Here is a 13,696-nt window from a genome sequence, read left to right on the forward strand (position 1 = left end):
GAATGATGAATATTTTAATATTAGATTAGAGGCAATTATGGAAGACCAACATATCAAAAATCTTTTAAACCAGGTATTAGCTGTTAGTAGGCGATATGAAAAGATAAATGAACTTTCGGGAGAGAACTTCAATCTTTTCAAAATATTAAAAATGGAATCATCAGAAGTCCGGCTTCATTCTGCTTTTTTAGGAGAAATGTTAAACCCGAAAGGGAGCCATGGACAGAAAGATGTATTCTTAAAATTATTCTTAGATAAATTTCAATTTAAGAATAACGCTTTCGATACGGCATCTGCACATTTAGAGATTGAAAAACACGCAGGATTTTTGAGCAACGATGGAACAGAAGGAGGTAGAATTGATCTTATAATAGAAGATCGAAATAGAAATCATATAATCATAGAGAACAAAATTTATGCCGAGGATCAAAAGAATCAAATGTTACGATACTTCAAACATTCGCCTACGGCTGACTTATTTTATTTGACACTTGATGGTAAAGAGCCTACGGAATACAGTAAAAACGAATTGAAAATCGGTAAAGATTTTCAATGTTTATCTTATATGACGGATATTATCGACTGGCTTGAAAGTTGTCGCAAGGAGGTTTCCGTTTTGCCTATTATCAGAGAAACCATATCTCAATATATTAATCTTATTAAACTTTTCACAAACCAAACAATTAACGACGCCATGAAACAAGAATTATCAAACATTATCATTTCAAATCTTGAAGCGTCTTTTCTAATAGCAAACAATTTAGATTCTGCAGCAGAACAACTATTGGAAAAATTGGAAATTGAAGTTGAAGCTATAGCTGAAGATTTAAATTTAGGTTGCCATTTCAATGCTAATTTGAATAAAAAATATACCGGTTTCAGTTTTGAAAAAGAAGAATGGGAATCAGCACATATCGTATTTCAATTTAGTGAATACGGAGAGAGGCCACTTAAGTATGGAATTTGTGCTTTTGAAGATCCCCAAAATGTGGAAATACCAGTTAACTTAAGAACTAAAGTTGCCGAAATATTTGGAACAACCCTTACAGCAAAAAATAATTGGTGGCTGTATAATCAAAATATGCCTGAACCTTTCAATAAAAATTGGAATAAATCGCCAGAGCCTTGGATCGATTTGAACAACGGTCGTCTAAAAGAGGTAATTAAGCAAAAGGTAGCGGAAATGTTAGATACTATCGGGGATTTAACACTATAGACTGGGTGTGTGCTAATATCAAATAAGCCAAAATTTCGTATTTTTGTAAAAAGGAAACCAGGGGGTTAACGGATATGCAATAAATGTAAAAAATACCCCATTTTATCCTCCTTAATCTAATTTTTCAGTAACAGCAGTAATAATGTAATGAAATATTATGAAGCCTAAAAATCAAATCTTAACAAAATTTCAGAAGTTTTTATTAAGTGGTCCAATAATGAGTGATGAGCAATACAAACTATTTAAAGAAGCTAGAAAGCATTTCAATAAATGGAGAATAAAGTAAGTCAAATTTTACCCATATAATTACAAGCACGTTGTTGGCGACAACACATTCAGAGTCCGTCGTTGTTAGTGAAAACGGTGCTAAACTTTATGATATACCGATATTTACCTATGACTGCCAATATACCGAAGCAATTGAATAGCGGGCTATCTATCGCAAAAGACATCCCGATGGAATCGGGAAGCCAGCAAAAAATAAAAATGAGAACACCCATATTTACCCATTTAATAGATTGCACAGCGACGGCCTGTCCTTAGAGAGATTGCCACGCTCGCGCTCGCAATGACAAAATAAAAAAACACCCATAAACACCCATATTTACCCATGACCATCCTGATAAAACAAGCGACTGTAGTAAACGAAGGCAAACAATTTGTGGCTGATGTATTGGTAAAAGATGGCTTTATTGAACGGATAGATGGCAGTATTAACCAAGCTGCCGATACGGTAATTGATGCCGAAGGCTTATTCCTGTTGCCGGGGATGATAGACGATCAGGTGCATTTTCGTGAGCCGGGGTTAACGCATAAGGCCAATATCTATACCGAATCTCGGGCGGCGGTGGCGGGTGGTATCACATCGTTTATGGAAATGCCCAATACGGTACCCAATACACTGACTCAGGAATTGCTGGCGGACAAATATGCCATAGCCGCCAAAACCTCGTTGGCCAACTATTCCTTTTTTATGGGTGCATCCAACGATAACCTGGACGAGGTGTTGCGTACCGACGCAAAGAATGTTTGCGGGATCAAGGTATTTATGGGCTCATCAACCGGGAATATGCTGGTGGACAACCCGAATACGCTGGAAAACCTGTTCAGCAAATGCCCGATGCTGATTGCTACGCATTGCGAGGATGAGGCAACCATCAAAAACAACCTGGCGCATTACAAAGCATTGTATGGGGATCACATCACCATTGAAATGCACCCCAAGATACGCAGTGCTGAAGCTTGCTACCTATCGTCGAGTATGGCGGTGGAATTGGCGAAGAAGCATAACACGCGGCTACATATTTTGCATATCTCTACCGAAAGGGAAACGCATTTGTTTGATAATACCGTCCCGCTAAAGGATAAAAAGATAACCGCCGAAGCCTGCGTACACCACCTGTGGTTTAGCGATACGGATTACCTCACCAAGGGCAACTTCATCAAATGGAACCCCGCCGTGAAGACGGCGGAAGACCGGGCCGGTATTTTAAAAGCGGTGCTAGACGGGCACATCGACATCATCGCTACCGACCATGCGCCACATACCATTGAAGAAAAAGCACAGCCTTATTTGGAAGCGCCGTCGGGCGGACCATTGGTGCAACATGCTTTACCTGCTTTGCTCGAAATGTACCATCAGGGCAAATTAACATTGGAACAAATAGTTGAAAAAACAGCGCGTAACCCTGCTATCTGCTTCAATATTGAAAAGCGCGGTTACCTGCGTGAAGGTTACTGGGCAGATATGGTGTTAGTTGATTTGAACTCGCCCTTGACTGTTAACAAAGAAAATATATTGTACAAATGCGGATGGAGCCCGTTTGAGGGGCAGGTGTTTAAATCGTCCATACGGCATACCATTGTTTCGGGTAATTTGGTTTGGAGCGAGGGTGGGTTTGTAGGGGATGTGAGTGGGAAGAGGTTGGGGTTTGTTTAGGCCAGAGGCCTAAGGATAGTTAGTCACGAGCGATGACGCTCGCGCCAGCTACTCCAACCAACAACCAATAAAAAACGCTGGCGCGAGGCTCTGCCTCGTGACTTGCTATTACCAGGCCTCCGGCCTGTATTTAAATGAATGTCGGAAAAGTATAAAACATATCCGGGTGGTTTATTTTTTGTAACGCTAACCGTAGTTGGCTGGATAGATGTATTTACTCGGCGTGAATATGCTGATGAGATTATCAAGAACCTGAACTATTGTATCAAAAACAAAGGGTTAAAGGTATATGCTTTTTGCATAATGCCAAGCCATATCCACATGGTCGCTTCGTCGGAAGGTTTATTGAGTGATATTTTGCGGGATTTCAAAAGTTATACTTCAAAACAGATCATTCAACAAATACAGGACAGCTTTGAAGAAAGCAGGAAAGAATGGCTGTTATATATGTTCAAGTTTTATGCAAACAACAATAAGCATAATGCTGAATATCAATTTTGGCAGCAACATAATCACCCTATTGATTTGTTTACTGCGAAAGTCATTGATCAAAAGATAAATTATATACATGATAATCCTGTAAATGCGGGTTTGGTTACGGAAGCGCGTTGCTATGTTTTTAGTAGTGCAAACGCGGATACAGAGTTATTGCTTGAGCGAGATTAGGCCGGAGGCCTGGGGATAGTTAGTCACGAGGCAGAGCCTCGCGCCAGCGAATGTTTTCTGCGGCATCGCATTGCTGCGATGCCACAGGGGTTAATGCTCTTTGAAATTATTTTACTCTCCCGGATGATATTGTCGCTCCACATGCTTTAACACATCGGCTTTGTAAAACAGTACGTCTTTAAACTGACCGTCGACATACATCTGGGCCTGGTCGGTGAAGTGTTTGGACGATGGGTCGAAGGATTGGCCGCCGGTAATCAAGCTTTTGGCTTTGATGGTTTTGCCGAACTCGACCGCGGCGATAAAGCTGTTGCCCGAATAACCATAACGCTTTTCTGTACCGGGCATTTGGCGGCTAACGAATGAAGGCAACTGCCCGAAGGCGGATGACACCTGCCCTACCGGTATGCTGGGCTGCTTATCATCAAATTTGCCGTCGGCAAGGCGCTGGTAGCGGTTGATATCGCCCCATTGTACTTTCCAGGTGCCGTATTTAGCTTTCAGGTCGGTGAGTGTTTTTACAAAATAGCGTAGTTGCAGTTGGCGGTCGATGGTTTTTGCCATAGTGGCGATGCGTTCGGTGGCATAGGTGCCTTCTTCCACAGTTTTGGCTTTGGGCATTTGCTCGGCCATCATGGTATTGCCCCAAAGCACGGCCAGTGTAGTTGCCACCGATGTTGCCGATGACCGCTTGTCCCAACTTTGCAATGCCTTAAAAGGTTCGGCCAGTTCGTTCTTTACCGAGTCGTCGCTTTGTTCGTAAACCCGAAACAGGGGTGGCAGCATCACATCGAAAGCGGCGAGGTATTTGTCATAGCCTTTGGCTATCAGGCTATCCAGTGTCAGTTTTTTGGCGTTACTCAATAAGCTGATGGCATTTACCCCGCGGAAATTTTGCCCATCGGGCGCCATATAGGCCGGGTATTTGGTTTTATCGGGACTACTTTTTCCTGCGGCTGCATAAGGCGTGGCGTTACAGTTTTGGATAAAGCCGGAGGCAGGGTTGTATACATGTACAATCTCATCGAGCGGGTATACCCCTTGCCATTCGGTAGCGGGTGTGGTACCATCCACCGGTAAGGTCCAGTCGTATTTGGGGTCGCGTTTGGGTACGAAGTTGCCGTACCACAGCGCAGTATTGCCTTTATCATCGGCATACACAGTGTTGTTGGTGGCGTTGGACAGCAGGTCCATGGCCTTTTTATATTCGTCGAAGTTATTGGCTTTGGTAATTTGCCATGATTCGAGCAGGGCATTGAACGAGCGATTGTTGGCTTTAAGGGCCAGCCATTTGCCATCGCGGCTACCCATAACAGGGCCGTGGTGGGTATACCAGGTTTTGAAGATTGATTGCTGAAGCTGCCCGTCCTTTTTATAACGAACGATGGTTTGCTGCGACGTTAAGGGTTTTGATTGGCCGTTGTACTCATAAACAAAGCCGTCGCCTTGTTTGCTTACTTTTTCGGCGTACAGGTCGGCAACGTCGGCATTACTGGTGGTATGCATCCAGCCGCAGTGCAGGTTAAAGCCCTGGTATACGAAGAACTGGCCCCAGGTCACCGCGCCATAAACGTGCAAGCCTTCTTCGCTTACCATTTCAACCTCGGAACGGAAATAGAAGGGCACGTGAGGATTTATCCACAACAATGCACTTCCAGTTGCCGATTTGATTGGCGATATGGCAAAACCGTTGGATCCTGTCTCGCGCAGCTCTTCGTTTGGTTCGCCGGCGTAGCCCATCAGTTGGCCGTTTCCGCCGTAAAAGGTTTGCACATCGCGCACGGTAGCACCGCCGGTTATGGTAGCACCTACGCTGCCATCGGTAAACATAAGGGCGTACCATGGTTTAAAATTGGTCAACGCATCGGGTTTAACTTCGGGGTGTTTGTACAGGTAGTAGTTCACGCCATCCGCGAAAGCGTCCATTAGCTTTTTGAAATAGGGAGGGGAAACTTGGTAGTCTTTTATGGCATCCGTGGTGTCTTCGGCAAGGCGCATCAGCAGGTCGTTGTAAACGGCGCTTTGACCATCAACTTCGGCAGTTCGGCCTAACACGCTGAGGTAGTTGCGTTCCACGCCTCTAAAATTATCCTCACATTCGCTATAAAGCAGGCCAAAAACTACATCGGCATCGGTTTTCGCGTAGATGTGCGGAATACCCCAAGTATCGCGGATGATGGTGACGCGTTTTGATGTGGCTTCGCAACGGGCTATATCAATGTTGGATAGTTTTTGCGCCGAACAAAATGCAGGCAACAGGAACAGAACTATAACGGTATATTTTAAAAGCATAAAGAACTTTTTATTTAGAAAATGTAAATTAGTAAAAAATCAACAATAAAAAACAATGCACGACAAAGAACTTAAACATGACTTAGAAAAGGTATTTGAGTTGGAACGGGTAATCCTGTTCAGCGATGCTGTATTTGCCATTATCATCACCATAATGGTGCTCGATGTAAGGCTGGAGTCGCCTGCCGGAGGCTTTGCAAACGCAAATCCAGACGTGGTAAAGGAAGCTATTATTCATTCGCTTACGAAGCTTGGGGGATATGCACTCAGCTTTTTTCTGGTTAGCAGGTTTTGGGTAAGGCATTTAAGAATTTTCAAAACCCTACGCGACTATGATATTCCATTGGTTGTGCGCAACTTGATGTTTTTGTTTGTTATTTCGCTTTTCCCTTTTGCTATTTCAATTATATGGGGGACAATTTCTTCAAAAAATTACTTTGGGCTGGATGTTTATATTACCATTTTTCTTGCAGCAACCATCGTGCAGACAGCCGTTATACAATATATTGTAAAACACAAGCAAAGCCTTTGTTTTACGCCCCAAAACGTTGAAGATATACTGCAATGGAAAGTTCAAAAACTTAATTTTTTCCTCACGCCTATTTCGCTTATTTTACTTGCAGTGTTTAATTTTATTGGGTATATTGAATTGGCACCATACATAATTGTACTGCAAGTTTTTGTATTGAGGCGACTGCAAAGTAAATACTATCCAAAAAACAGCCCCGTTAGAATAAAAAGCTTGTTTAAAAGGAGCAAAGGGGCTCAAAAAGTTTTAGTTGAAACTGTAGATTGAATGTTCAATGTTTTATTTATATTTGATTATCAAATCATTAAAAACACAGATTCCATGAAAAAGTATCTTTTGTTATTTGCGATGACCTTATCGATAGGCGTTGCTTTGGCTGCGAAATTAACGGATGGACCGCTAACCGGTTATATTGGCGATTCGATGTGTGCGGCCGATGGGAAAGCCAATAGTGCCGCGCATGCAGCATGTGCAGTAAAATGTATAAAAGGTGGTGCCGCCGCGGTATTGGTGGTGGGCGATAAAGTTTACAAAATAAGCAACCAGAAAGCTGTATTAAAATACGCCGGTAAAAAAGTAACCCTCGAAGGTAAAGTTACAGACGACAGTATTGAAGTAACCAAGGTGACGGAGGTTGCTGAAGTTAAGTCTTGAGTCGAAAGTCCTAAGTCAAAAGTCTTTTAAAATAGTGAGTACCCTGCCGAATATCGACAAGGGACTTTTTTATCATTTGCACCTGCCTATCGGCAGGATGTCATCTCTACATTATCAGGCATCTTTTTTCCATTTGATGAAGCAGCCGATGGCTTTGGTACTATTGGTTTCGACAGATTTGCCGCTTAATAGAGCGTTTACCGCGTTCTCCACATATTTTGTATGTTTTGGGTTGGTGTTTTCTGTGTCATCATCAATAGCGCCGATGTATTTTACCACATTGCCTTTATCAGTTTTTTGCAGGACAAATACGTGCGGGGTAGCTTTGGCACCATAGGTACGGGTAATGTCCTGTGTTTCATCGATGGTGTAAGGGAAGGTATATTTCTTCGCTTCGGCACGTTTTTTCATATTGTCGAACGAATCTTCGGGGATAGCAACCGGGTCGTTGGGGCTTATAGCAATTACCGGGTAACCTTTGGCTGCGTACATTTTATCGAGGTCCATAATGCGGCTTTCGTAAGCTTTGGCATATGGGCAATGGTTACAGGTAAACACGACTATAAAACCTTTGGCCGATTTGTAATTAGCCAGCGAAACGATCTTACCGTCTACGCTTTTTAGTTTAAAATCGGTGGCTACATCGCCGACTTTGTAACCTGTAGCAGGGTCGGCTGTCCAGGCTACCAGCCCGGTAACAGCGAGGGTGAGTACAAAAAGGAACTTTTTCATGGTGATTGATTTTTATATGTAAATATAACTATTAGCTCTCCAGCGGATTAGTGACATCAATAGGATTTGTCCCTGATGATTTTTTTGGTTTAAAAAGAAAGAAGATTGCTGTTATTCTCAACCCATATTCTATAGCCAGAACTATATAAGCTACGAAACCTGCTATTGGCAAAATGTAAATAGCTCCGGCAATTGCATCGAACAAATAATAAAGGGTTATTATTGTATACACCCATTTGGCCCATTTGTATCCTTTTCTTATCAAGATTGCGGATGCCATAAAAAAAGTAGCCGGAATCAATAAATCAATCCAATAGTAAATATCGGTCGAAAGGCTCCCGAATAAAAATAGGCTAATTATGTATATCACCAATGATAAAAAAATCAGGTTGGATGCCTTTTTTGAATTATTGTTAACGTTCTTTGGCATGGACTATTGATTATTTTGATATACTTTATTTAACTCAGCATAAGTAAACTCCTGTTCATAAAACTTACGGAAATGCTTTTTAGTATTTACGACCAACGTGCCGGGTAAAGCGCCGCTCCAGTTTTTGTCGATACCGTCAATAAACGCCTGTTCGTTGGTCTTATCTGCCAAAAATACTTCGCACATAAATTTATGGGCTTTGGCGAAGGATTTTACTTCGGTCAGTTTCGATTTAAAATCCATACTGATCAATAATACTTTAACCGGCTTGTTTTTATAGGTGGCTTGTAATTGCTCAAAATTTGGCAACTCCTTTACGCATGGCCCGCACCAGGTTGCCCAAAAGTTGACGATGTAAACAGTATCTGGGTTATTTACCCGCTTTTCTAATTGCTGTAAACTCAACAGGTTTACGGTTTTCGACTGCGCAAATGCTCCCGAAAGGCATATGGTAAATAGAAAAACAAAAATGAAACGTAGCCGCATAGCACAAAAATATCAAAAACTATCCATCAATCGGGCAACCAAAATGGGTAAACCTGCGGTTGCTTTTTTTTCAATTTTAACCAAATTGCTTACCCCATGAACCGGTGGTATTTTAGGATCGATAATGTATTTGGGGATATCATTGGGAACATAATTGATGAGTCCGGAAGCGGGATAAACCGCCAGTGATGAGCCTATCAGGATAAACGCATCGGCCATGCTGCAAATTTCGGCAGCGGTCTCTATCATGGGCACCTGTTCGCCAAACCAAACCACATGAGGCCGCAGTTGTGAACCTAATTCGCATTTTTCGCCCATTTTCAGTTCCCAACCTTCTATGGGATAAGTGAGCGTGGCCCTCTTGCTGCTTTGCGAGCGGGTGATTATCCCATGCAAATGGATCACATTGGTTGAGCCTGCCCGCTCGTGCAGGTCGTCGATGTTTTGGGTGATGATGGTTACTTTGAACTTTTCTTCGAGTTTGGCAAGGGCATAATGGGCGGCATTGGGTTGAGCCTCCAATACCGATTTGCGGCGCTGGTTGTAAAAATCCTGCACCAATACGGGGTTAATATACCAGGCATCGGGTGTTGCTACGTCTTCAATATTGTATCCTTCCCAAAGGCCATCGCTGTCGCGAAAGGTTTTGAGGCCGCTTTCGGCACTGATGCCGGCACCGGTGAGGATGACTATATGTTCCATATTGTAAAAATATCAAAAGTAGCGATGGGTTTGAAACCGATCGCTACCGGGCATAAAAAAAGCGATGGGTAAACCCATCGCTTCCTGTTTTATAGTTTGTTATTAAACAGCCAGTTCTCGCTGGGTTTGTAATACGGTGTATTTGCGCTTGGCCAGTTCGAAACCGCCAAATAGTACAGCACAGAAAACAACGTTACCTGCTATCATTTTAAGCTCGAAAGGTAATGCCGCCCTTAACGACTGCGCATAACCTGTCAACCCCGGCGAATATAGCGTACTGTTAAATGTAGTATCGGTAATTAGCCAATGCAACACTACAACACCAACCGAAGCCAGTAGAATGTTGGTTATATTTACTTTTTTGATCAGCGTACCTATAAATACCATTGCTGCAAAGCTGATGTAGACAACTACCGAGTTTGCGTACAAGCCGGTATGTTGGTATTTAAAGTAATTGATAAGCAGGTCGCTCATTAATAATACGGTCAATGGCACAAGGTAAGCTTTCCATTTATCAGAAAAGTAGGCCCCACCAAATAAAGCAACTGCGCCAACGGGTGTAAAATTTGCCCATGATACAATAGTACCGAGGCTGAATACGCGTGTTGCCGTTGCCAGCACGATCATTAAAATGAGTACACTGTTGCGGATGTTGATTTTTTGTAACGACATAGTTTTTATTGTTGTTGTAAAATTAGTGATTTGTTAACGAATACTAAAACTTAAGCCCGCATTAAAATTTGTTCCCATGGTATTGTACCCATATACATCGTAGTATTTGGCATTGAATATATTTTTAATATCGGCAAACAACTTTAGATTTTTACCCATAAGCGTGTATTCAGCGTAAGCATCAAAAAGATTATATGGGTCGAGTGTTACATTTTTAGTGGTGAAGCTGGTCAGGTCGAAGTATGAATCGCCACGGCTGCCATAGGTGCGAAAATCGGCACTGAGATATAGTTTTTTTGATGCCTGTACTCCTGCCGATAGGCTAAAAATATTTTTTGGCCTACGCAATATACCGTTGGTTTGCACATCTACACCTCCCGGCCCTTTAGTGATTGTGTTAGCATCCAAAAGGGTATAATATGCACTCAAATTAAATTTTTCCGTGCGATACGATGGTTCAACTTCTATTCCGCGGGCGTTCTGTACATCCTGATTGATATAATGTGAAGTATATACGATAGCGTCGCTTATTTTGCGTTGAAAACCCACCACACGTAGCTTAAAGTTGTCGTTAAAGTCGGAGGTGCTTAAGCCGGCCTCGTAGCTATTCGACCTTTCGGGAAGCAGGTTAGGGTTAGCGCCATACTGACCATAAAGCGCCTGCAGATCTGGCGCGTTGAAAGACGTGGATATGGTGCCAAATGCCTTTAATTTATTGCCGATTATATTTACCGATGGCGTTACTGAGTAGGTCCAATTACTGCCGTAAACATTATGTTTATTATAACGCGTGCCTGCCTCGATATTAAAAATTGATGCCAGACCGGTAACAAATACTGATGTATAGGCGCTAAATTGTTTAGCCGCTGCATCGAGTGCGGAGCCGCTTGTGGTACTTTGCTCATAGCGGTCATCTACACCTGCCAATACTTTTACTAATTTGTCGATATCGTAATTCAGGTACAGGTCGGCAAAGTTAAGACGACCGTTGTATGGGCTTGGCCCGTATAAGCCTGAAATGTAGTTCCTTTTGGTATTCTCGTAATTATAATTAAGGTTTATAGATAATCTATCTAAAGTAAAAACCGCTCTTGCACCTGTATTAAAATGCTTGGCTTCGTTATAATTATTCGCGTCGGTAAAGGCGCCATCGTCATAAGCGTAGTTACCAAACAAATATCTCACAAACGGACTGATTTTTAAATGTTGCGTTGCCTGCACCGAAAAATTAGCGTTCACAGCCTGCTCGTTAAAGCCATCCTTATCGAATGGCACAGTGGCATTGTCGGGTTGGGTAGCTTCCGATATCCCATTGGTTTTATCGTGCGTATAATTAACATTGTAGCTAAAAATGCCTACACGGCTGTTCAGTCCGAGACTTTGTTTAAAGGTGCCATAACTGCCTCCGGTAGCAACGCCGTTAAGGTTGAGCCCGGGCTGAGCTTCCTTCTTGGTTACGATATTGATGACCCCTGCAACCGCCGCCGATCCGTATAGGGTGGACTGCCCGCCTTTTAGGATTTCAATATGGTCGATTTGATCGATCGGGAAAAGTCGCAAGTCGAATGCACCTCCCGTGCCCGAAGGGTCGCTCACAACTACCCCATCCAATAGTATAAGGGTGTACTGGCTGCCGGCCCCGCGTAAATACAGGTTTTTGTCTTTACCAGGATTGCTGCCTGCTCCATTTACCATCACGCCGGCCTGTTCGTTCAGTAGTTCGGCTACTGATTTTCCTGCACTACGGTCTAACTGCTCGCGTGTAATAATGGTTACCACTTTACCCGTTTGTGATTGTTTTTGATAAATTTTTGATGAACTGATCAATACGTCTTTTAACACTTTTGAAGTGTCCTGCGCGAGGCCTGCCTTACTCAGCAATGCCAGTTGTGCAAGCCCCAGGCCTGCCGCAACTAAAATGTAATTTTTTTTCATGTTGATGTGAGTTTTAAACCCACAGCAAACAGCAATAAAGAGAATGGGAAACGCGGCAAAAGCGCGATCACATTCAAGCTTCTATCCCCGAAAGCTATGAATAATATTGTGCTTGAGGCAGGTCTTCTGGCTCGTCCTTGCGTTGAGGTCTTCCCATTCGCCATTTGACGTACAGTGACCGTGTGGTTCAACTAACCTTTACCGTTTGGGGTATTGGCCGGACTTACAGCTGCGGGACAGCTCCGGATTTACACCGGATTCCCTTTTAATCCTTTCGCATAGCGAAAGAAACCGAAAGCGTTACAAAAGTATAAGAAGTTTCAAGAAAGTAAAACGAAATTCAGGGCTTTTTGAAAAAACCATTTTTGACGTACCATGCCATCGTTAACCGTATCATACGATTATAGGTTTTGAGGCCATGAGGTTGGTTGTTCGCTTTTAAAAAGTGGTCGTAAAAAATGCTGCTCAGGGTACCGGCTTTGCCCTCGAAGCTTTTCCAGTACAGGTTTTCGGTTTTGAAATCGTGCAATACAGCGGGTGATATGCAAGTTTTGAACGACTTATACGTTACACTATCACGCCGGTGCAGGGCCGACATAAATTCACCTGTGCCTAAATAATAAGCTGAATATCGGAGCAGTTTGTCTTGCGATGATACCCCGGCGACAAAGCCAACAAAGTCAGCTTCATCTTCGGCACCGAAGCCCATTTGGTGGCTTAGTTCGTGCGTGGCGGTTACGGGTTTCATGAATACGGGCATCTGGTAATTTACCTGCGACTCGCCGGTAAAGGGGTCGTAATACCCTGCTGTGCCGAGATAATTGGATGCCCATGTTAGGATGGACGATTTTACTTTTGGGCTATAGCTGGTAAAATTTGATGATTGTTTAGAAAGCGCGCCGATTGCCTGAGCGGCTGTTTGATAAATGATAGCATTATCCATCTTAAAATCGCTGTCGTTTAAGCGTGAGCGGGTGGAGTTGGCGCTGTCGATCATCATCATGGTGATGGTCTTAACATCATTCAGCGTATACGAAGTATCCTGCAAACCCAGGCGTTTGGCTGCTGATGGGCGGTAGTAGTTTAGTCCCCAAAAGAGGTAAAAAACGAAACAAAGTAACTGAGCGACGATGATAACGCCGAGCAGATAATTAAAAAATGCTTGGAACTTTTTGCGGAAAAGGAAGCGGATGAGTTTAACAATGGCTATTATAGCACCGATGACAAGCGCGATATAAAAAATATCGCCAACACTGAAAGGGAATATATTGAAAATGAAGTGCAGTACCCGGCAGATGACGGGATACACACCTTCGGAGTAACAGCGCTCAATAAAACTCGCGAAGTTTTCAATAAAGCTGAGGAGGAATGTTAATACGACCAACACAGCGACAACTAATACTTTCTTCTTTATTGTTTTACTGAGTGGCGTAAACTTCATTG

13 protein-coding genes and 1 riboswitch are annotated in these 13,696 nt (G+C 42.9%); of the genes, 5 read left to right on the forward strand and 8 right to left on the reverse strand.

Translation table 11 applies throughout. From position 1 onward, the window contains the following. Positions 1-37: 37 nt before the first annotated feature. From QZX97_RS00520 to QZX97_RS00530, 3 genes are all read left to right on the forward strand, one after another. Complete coding sequence (locus QZX97_RS00520) at positions 38-1,216, forward strand: PD-(D/E)XK nuclease family protein (protein ID WP_295655232.1); 1,179 nt, start codon at positions 38-40, stop codon at positions 1,214-1,216. A 610-nt stretch (positions 1,217-1,826) separates the two neighbouring features. Further along, entirely contained in the window at positions 1,827-3,155 is a 1,329-nt protein-coding gene (locus tag QZX97_RS00525; RefSeq protein WP_295655231.1) for a dihydroorotase, read from the forward strand. A gap of 138 nt (positions 3,156-3,293) precedes the next feature. Continuing rightward, positions 3,294-3,821 carry a transposase gene (locus tag QZX97_RS00530; RefSeq protein WP_295655230.1) on the forward strand — a complete coding sequence of 176 codons (528 nt, stop codon included), beginning with the start codon at positions 3,294-3,296 and terminating at the stop codon, positions 3,819-3,821. A gap of 111 nt (positions 3,822-3,932) precedes the next feature. Here QZX97_RS00530 and QZX97_RS00535 read toward each other — a convergent pair whose 3' ends face one another. Further along, positions 3,933-6,113, reverse strand: coding sequence for a penicillin acylase family protein (locus QZX97_RS00535; RefSeq protein WP_295655229.1), 2,181 nt, complete (start codon positions 6,111-6,113; stop codon positions 3,933-3,935). 55 nt (positions 6,114-6,168) lie between these two features. On the opposite strand from QZX97_RS00535, the gene QZX97_RS00540 reads away from it, so the two are divergent. Both QZX97_RS00540 and QZX97_RS00545 read left to right on the forward strand, forming a co-directional pair. Continuing rightward, positions 6,169-6,909: a TMEM175 family protein gene (locus QZX97_RS00540; protein ID WP_295655228.1), complete on the forward strand. Its 741-nt coding sequence runs from the start codon at positions 6,169-6,171 to the stop codon at positions 6,907-6,909. Positions 6,910-6,963: 54 nt separating this feature from the next. Further along, complete coding sequence (locus QZX97_RS00545) at positions 6,964-7,296, forward strand: hypothetical protein (RefSeq protein WP_295655227.1); 333 nt, start codon at positions 6,964-6,966, stop codon at positions 7,294-7,296. A gap of 114 nt (positions 7,297-7,410) precedes the next feature. On the opposite strand, the gene QZX97_RS00550 is transcribed toward QZX97_RS00545, so the two are convergent. The 7 genes from QZX97_RS00550 to QZX97_RS00580 all read right to left on the reverse strand — a co-directional run bounded on the left by QZX97_RS00550 (position 7,411) and on the right by QZX97_RS00580 (position 13,694). Next, complete coding sequence (locus QZX97_RS00550; RefSeq protein WP_295655226.1) at positions 7,411-8,028, reverse strand: thioredoxin family protein; 618 nt, start codon at positions 8,026-8,028, stop codon at positions 7,411-7,413. Between the two features lie 31 nt (positions 8,029-8,059). Next, positions 8,060-8,458 carry a hypothetical protein gene (locus tag QZX97_RS00555; protein WP_295663981.1) on the reverse strand — a complete coding sequence of 133 codons (399 nt, stop codon included), beginning with the start codon at positions 8,456-8,458 and terminating at the stop codon, positions 8,060-8,062. A gap of 3 nt (positions 8,459-8,461) precedes the next feature. Further along, positions 8,462-8,944: a TlpA family protein disulfide reductase gene (locus tag QZX97_RS00560; protein WP_295655224.1), complete on the reverse strand. Its 483-nt coding sequence runs from the start codon at positions 8,942-8,944 to the stop codon at positions 8,462-8,464. Between the two features lie 12 nt (positions 8,945-8,956). Beyond that, positions 8,957-9,646 carry an NAD-dependent deacylase gene (locus tag QZX97_RS00565; RefSeq protein ID WP_295655223.1) on the reverse strand — a complete coding sequence of 230 codons (690 nt, stop codon included), beginning with the start codon at positions 9,644-9,646 and terminating at the stop codon, positions 8,957-8,959. A 102-nt stretch (positions 9,647-9,748) separates the two neighbouring features. Next, complete coding sequence (locus tag QZX97_RS00570; protein ID WP_295663984.1) at positions 9,749-10,318, reverse strand: DUF6580 family putative transport protein; 570 nt, start codon at positions 10,316-10,318, stop codon at positions 9,749-9,751. 33 nt (positions 10,319-10,351) lie between these two features. After that, a complete protein-coding gene (locus QZX97_RS00575; RefSeq protein WP_295655221.1) occupies positions 10,352-12,253 on the reverse strand; it encodes a TonB-dependent receptor in 1,902 nt (633 codons plus the stop codon). Positions 12,254-12,351: 98 nt separating this feature from the next. After that, positions 12,352-12,564, reverse strand: a riboswitch (cobalamin riboswitch). 29 nt (positions 12,565-12,593) lie between these two features. Then, positions 12,594-13,694 carry a DUF3810 domain-containing protein gene (locus QZX97_RS00580; protein WP_295655220.1) on the reverse strand — a complete coding sequence of 367 codons (1,101 nt, stop codon included), beginning with the start codon at positions 13,692-13,694 and terminating at the stop codon, positions 12,594-12,596. Positions 13,695-13,696: the final 2 nt, after the last annotated feature.

Origin of the sequence: uncultured Mucilaginibacter sp. (genome assembly GCF_903893715.1) — a bacterium.
Classification (GTDB): Bacteria; Bacteroidota; Bacteroidia; order Sphingobacteriales; family Sphingobacteriaceae; genus Mucilaginibacter.

Coding starts and splice junctions, on each gene's coding strand:
- QZX97_RS00520 (WP_295655232.1), top strand. CDS start 38: ATGGAAGACCAACATATCAAAAATCTTTTAAACCAGGTATTAGCTGTT.
- QZX97_RS00525 (WP_295655231.1), top strand. CDS start 1,827: ATGACCATCCTGATAAAACAAGCGACTGTAGTAAACGAAGGCAAACAA.
- QZX97_RS00530 (WP_295655230.1), top strand. CDS start 3,294: ATGTCGGAAAAGTATAAAACATATCCGGGTGGTTTATTTTTTGTAACG.
- QZX97_RS00535 (WP_295655229.1), bottom strand. CDS start 6,113: ATGCTTTTAAAATATACCGTTATAGTTCTGTTCCTGTTGCCTGCATTT.
- QZX97_RS00540 (WP_295655228.1), top strand. CDS start 6,169: ATGCACGACAAAGAACTTAAACATGACTTAGAAAAGGTATTTGAGTTG.
- QZX97_RS00545 (WP_295655227.1), top strand. CDS start 6,964: ATGAAAAAGTATCTTTTGTTATTTGCGATGACCTTATCGATAGGCGTT.
- QZX97_RS00550 (WP_295655226.1), bottom strand. CDS start 8,028: ATGAAAAAGTTCCTTTTTGTACTCACCCTCGCTGTTACCGGGCTGGTA.
- QZX97_RS00555 (WP_295663981.1), bottom strand. CDS start 8,458: ATGCCAAAGAACGTTAACAATAATTCAAAAAAGGCATCCAACCTGATT.
- QZX97_RS00560 (WP_295655224.1), bottom strand. CDS start 8,944: ATGCGGCTACGTTTCATTTTTGTTTTTCTATTTACCATATGCCTTTCG.
- QZX97_RS00565 (WP_295655223.1), bottom strand. CDS start 9,646: ATGGAACATATAGTCATCCTCACCGGTGCCGGCATCAGTGCCGAAAGC.
- QZX97_RS00570 (WP_295663984.1), bottom strand. CDS start 10,318: ATGTCGTTACAAAAAATCAACATCCGCAACAGTGTACTCATTTTAATG.
- QZX97_RS00575 (WP_295655221.1), bottom strand. CDS start 12,253: ATGAAAAAAAATTACATTTTAGTTGCGGCAGGCCTGGGGCTTGCACAA.
- QZX97_RS00580 (WP_295655220.1), bottom strand. CDS start 13,694: ATGAAGTTTACGCCACTCAGTAAAACAATAAAGAAGAAAGTATTAGTT.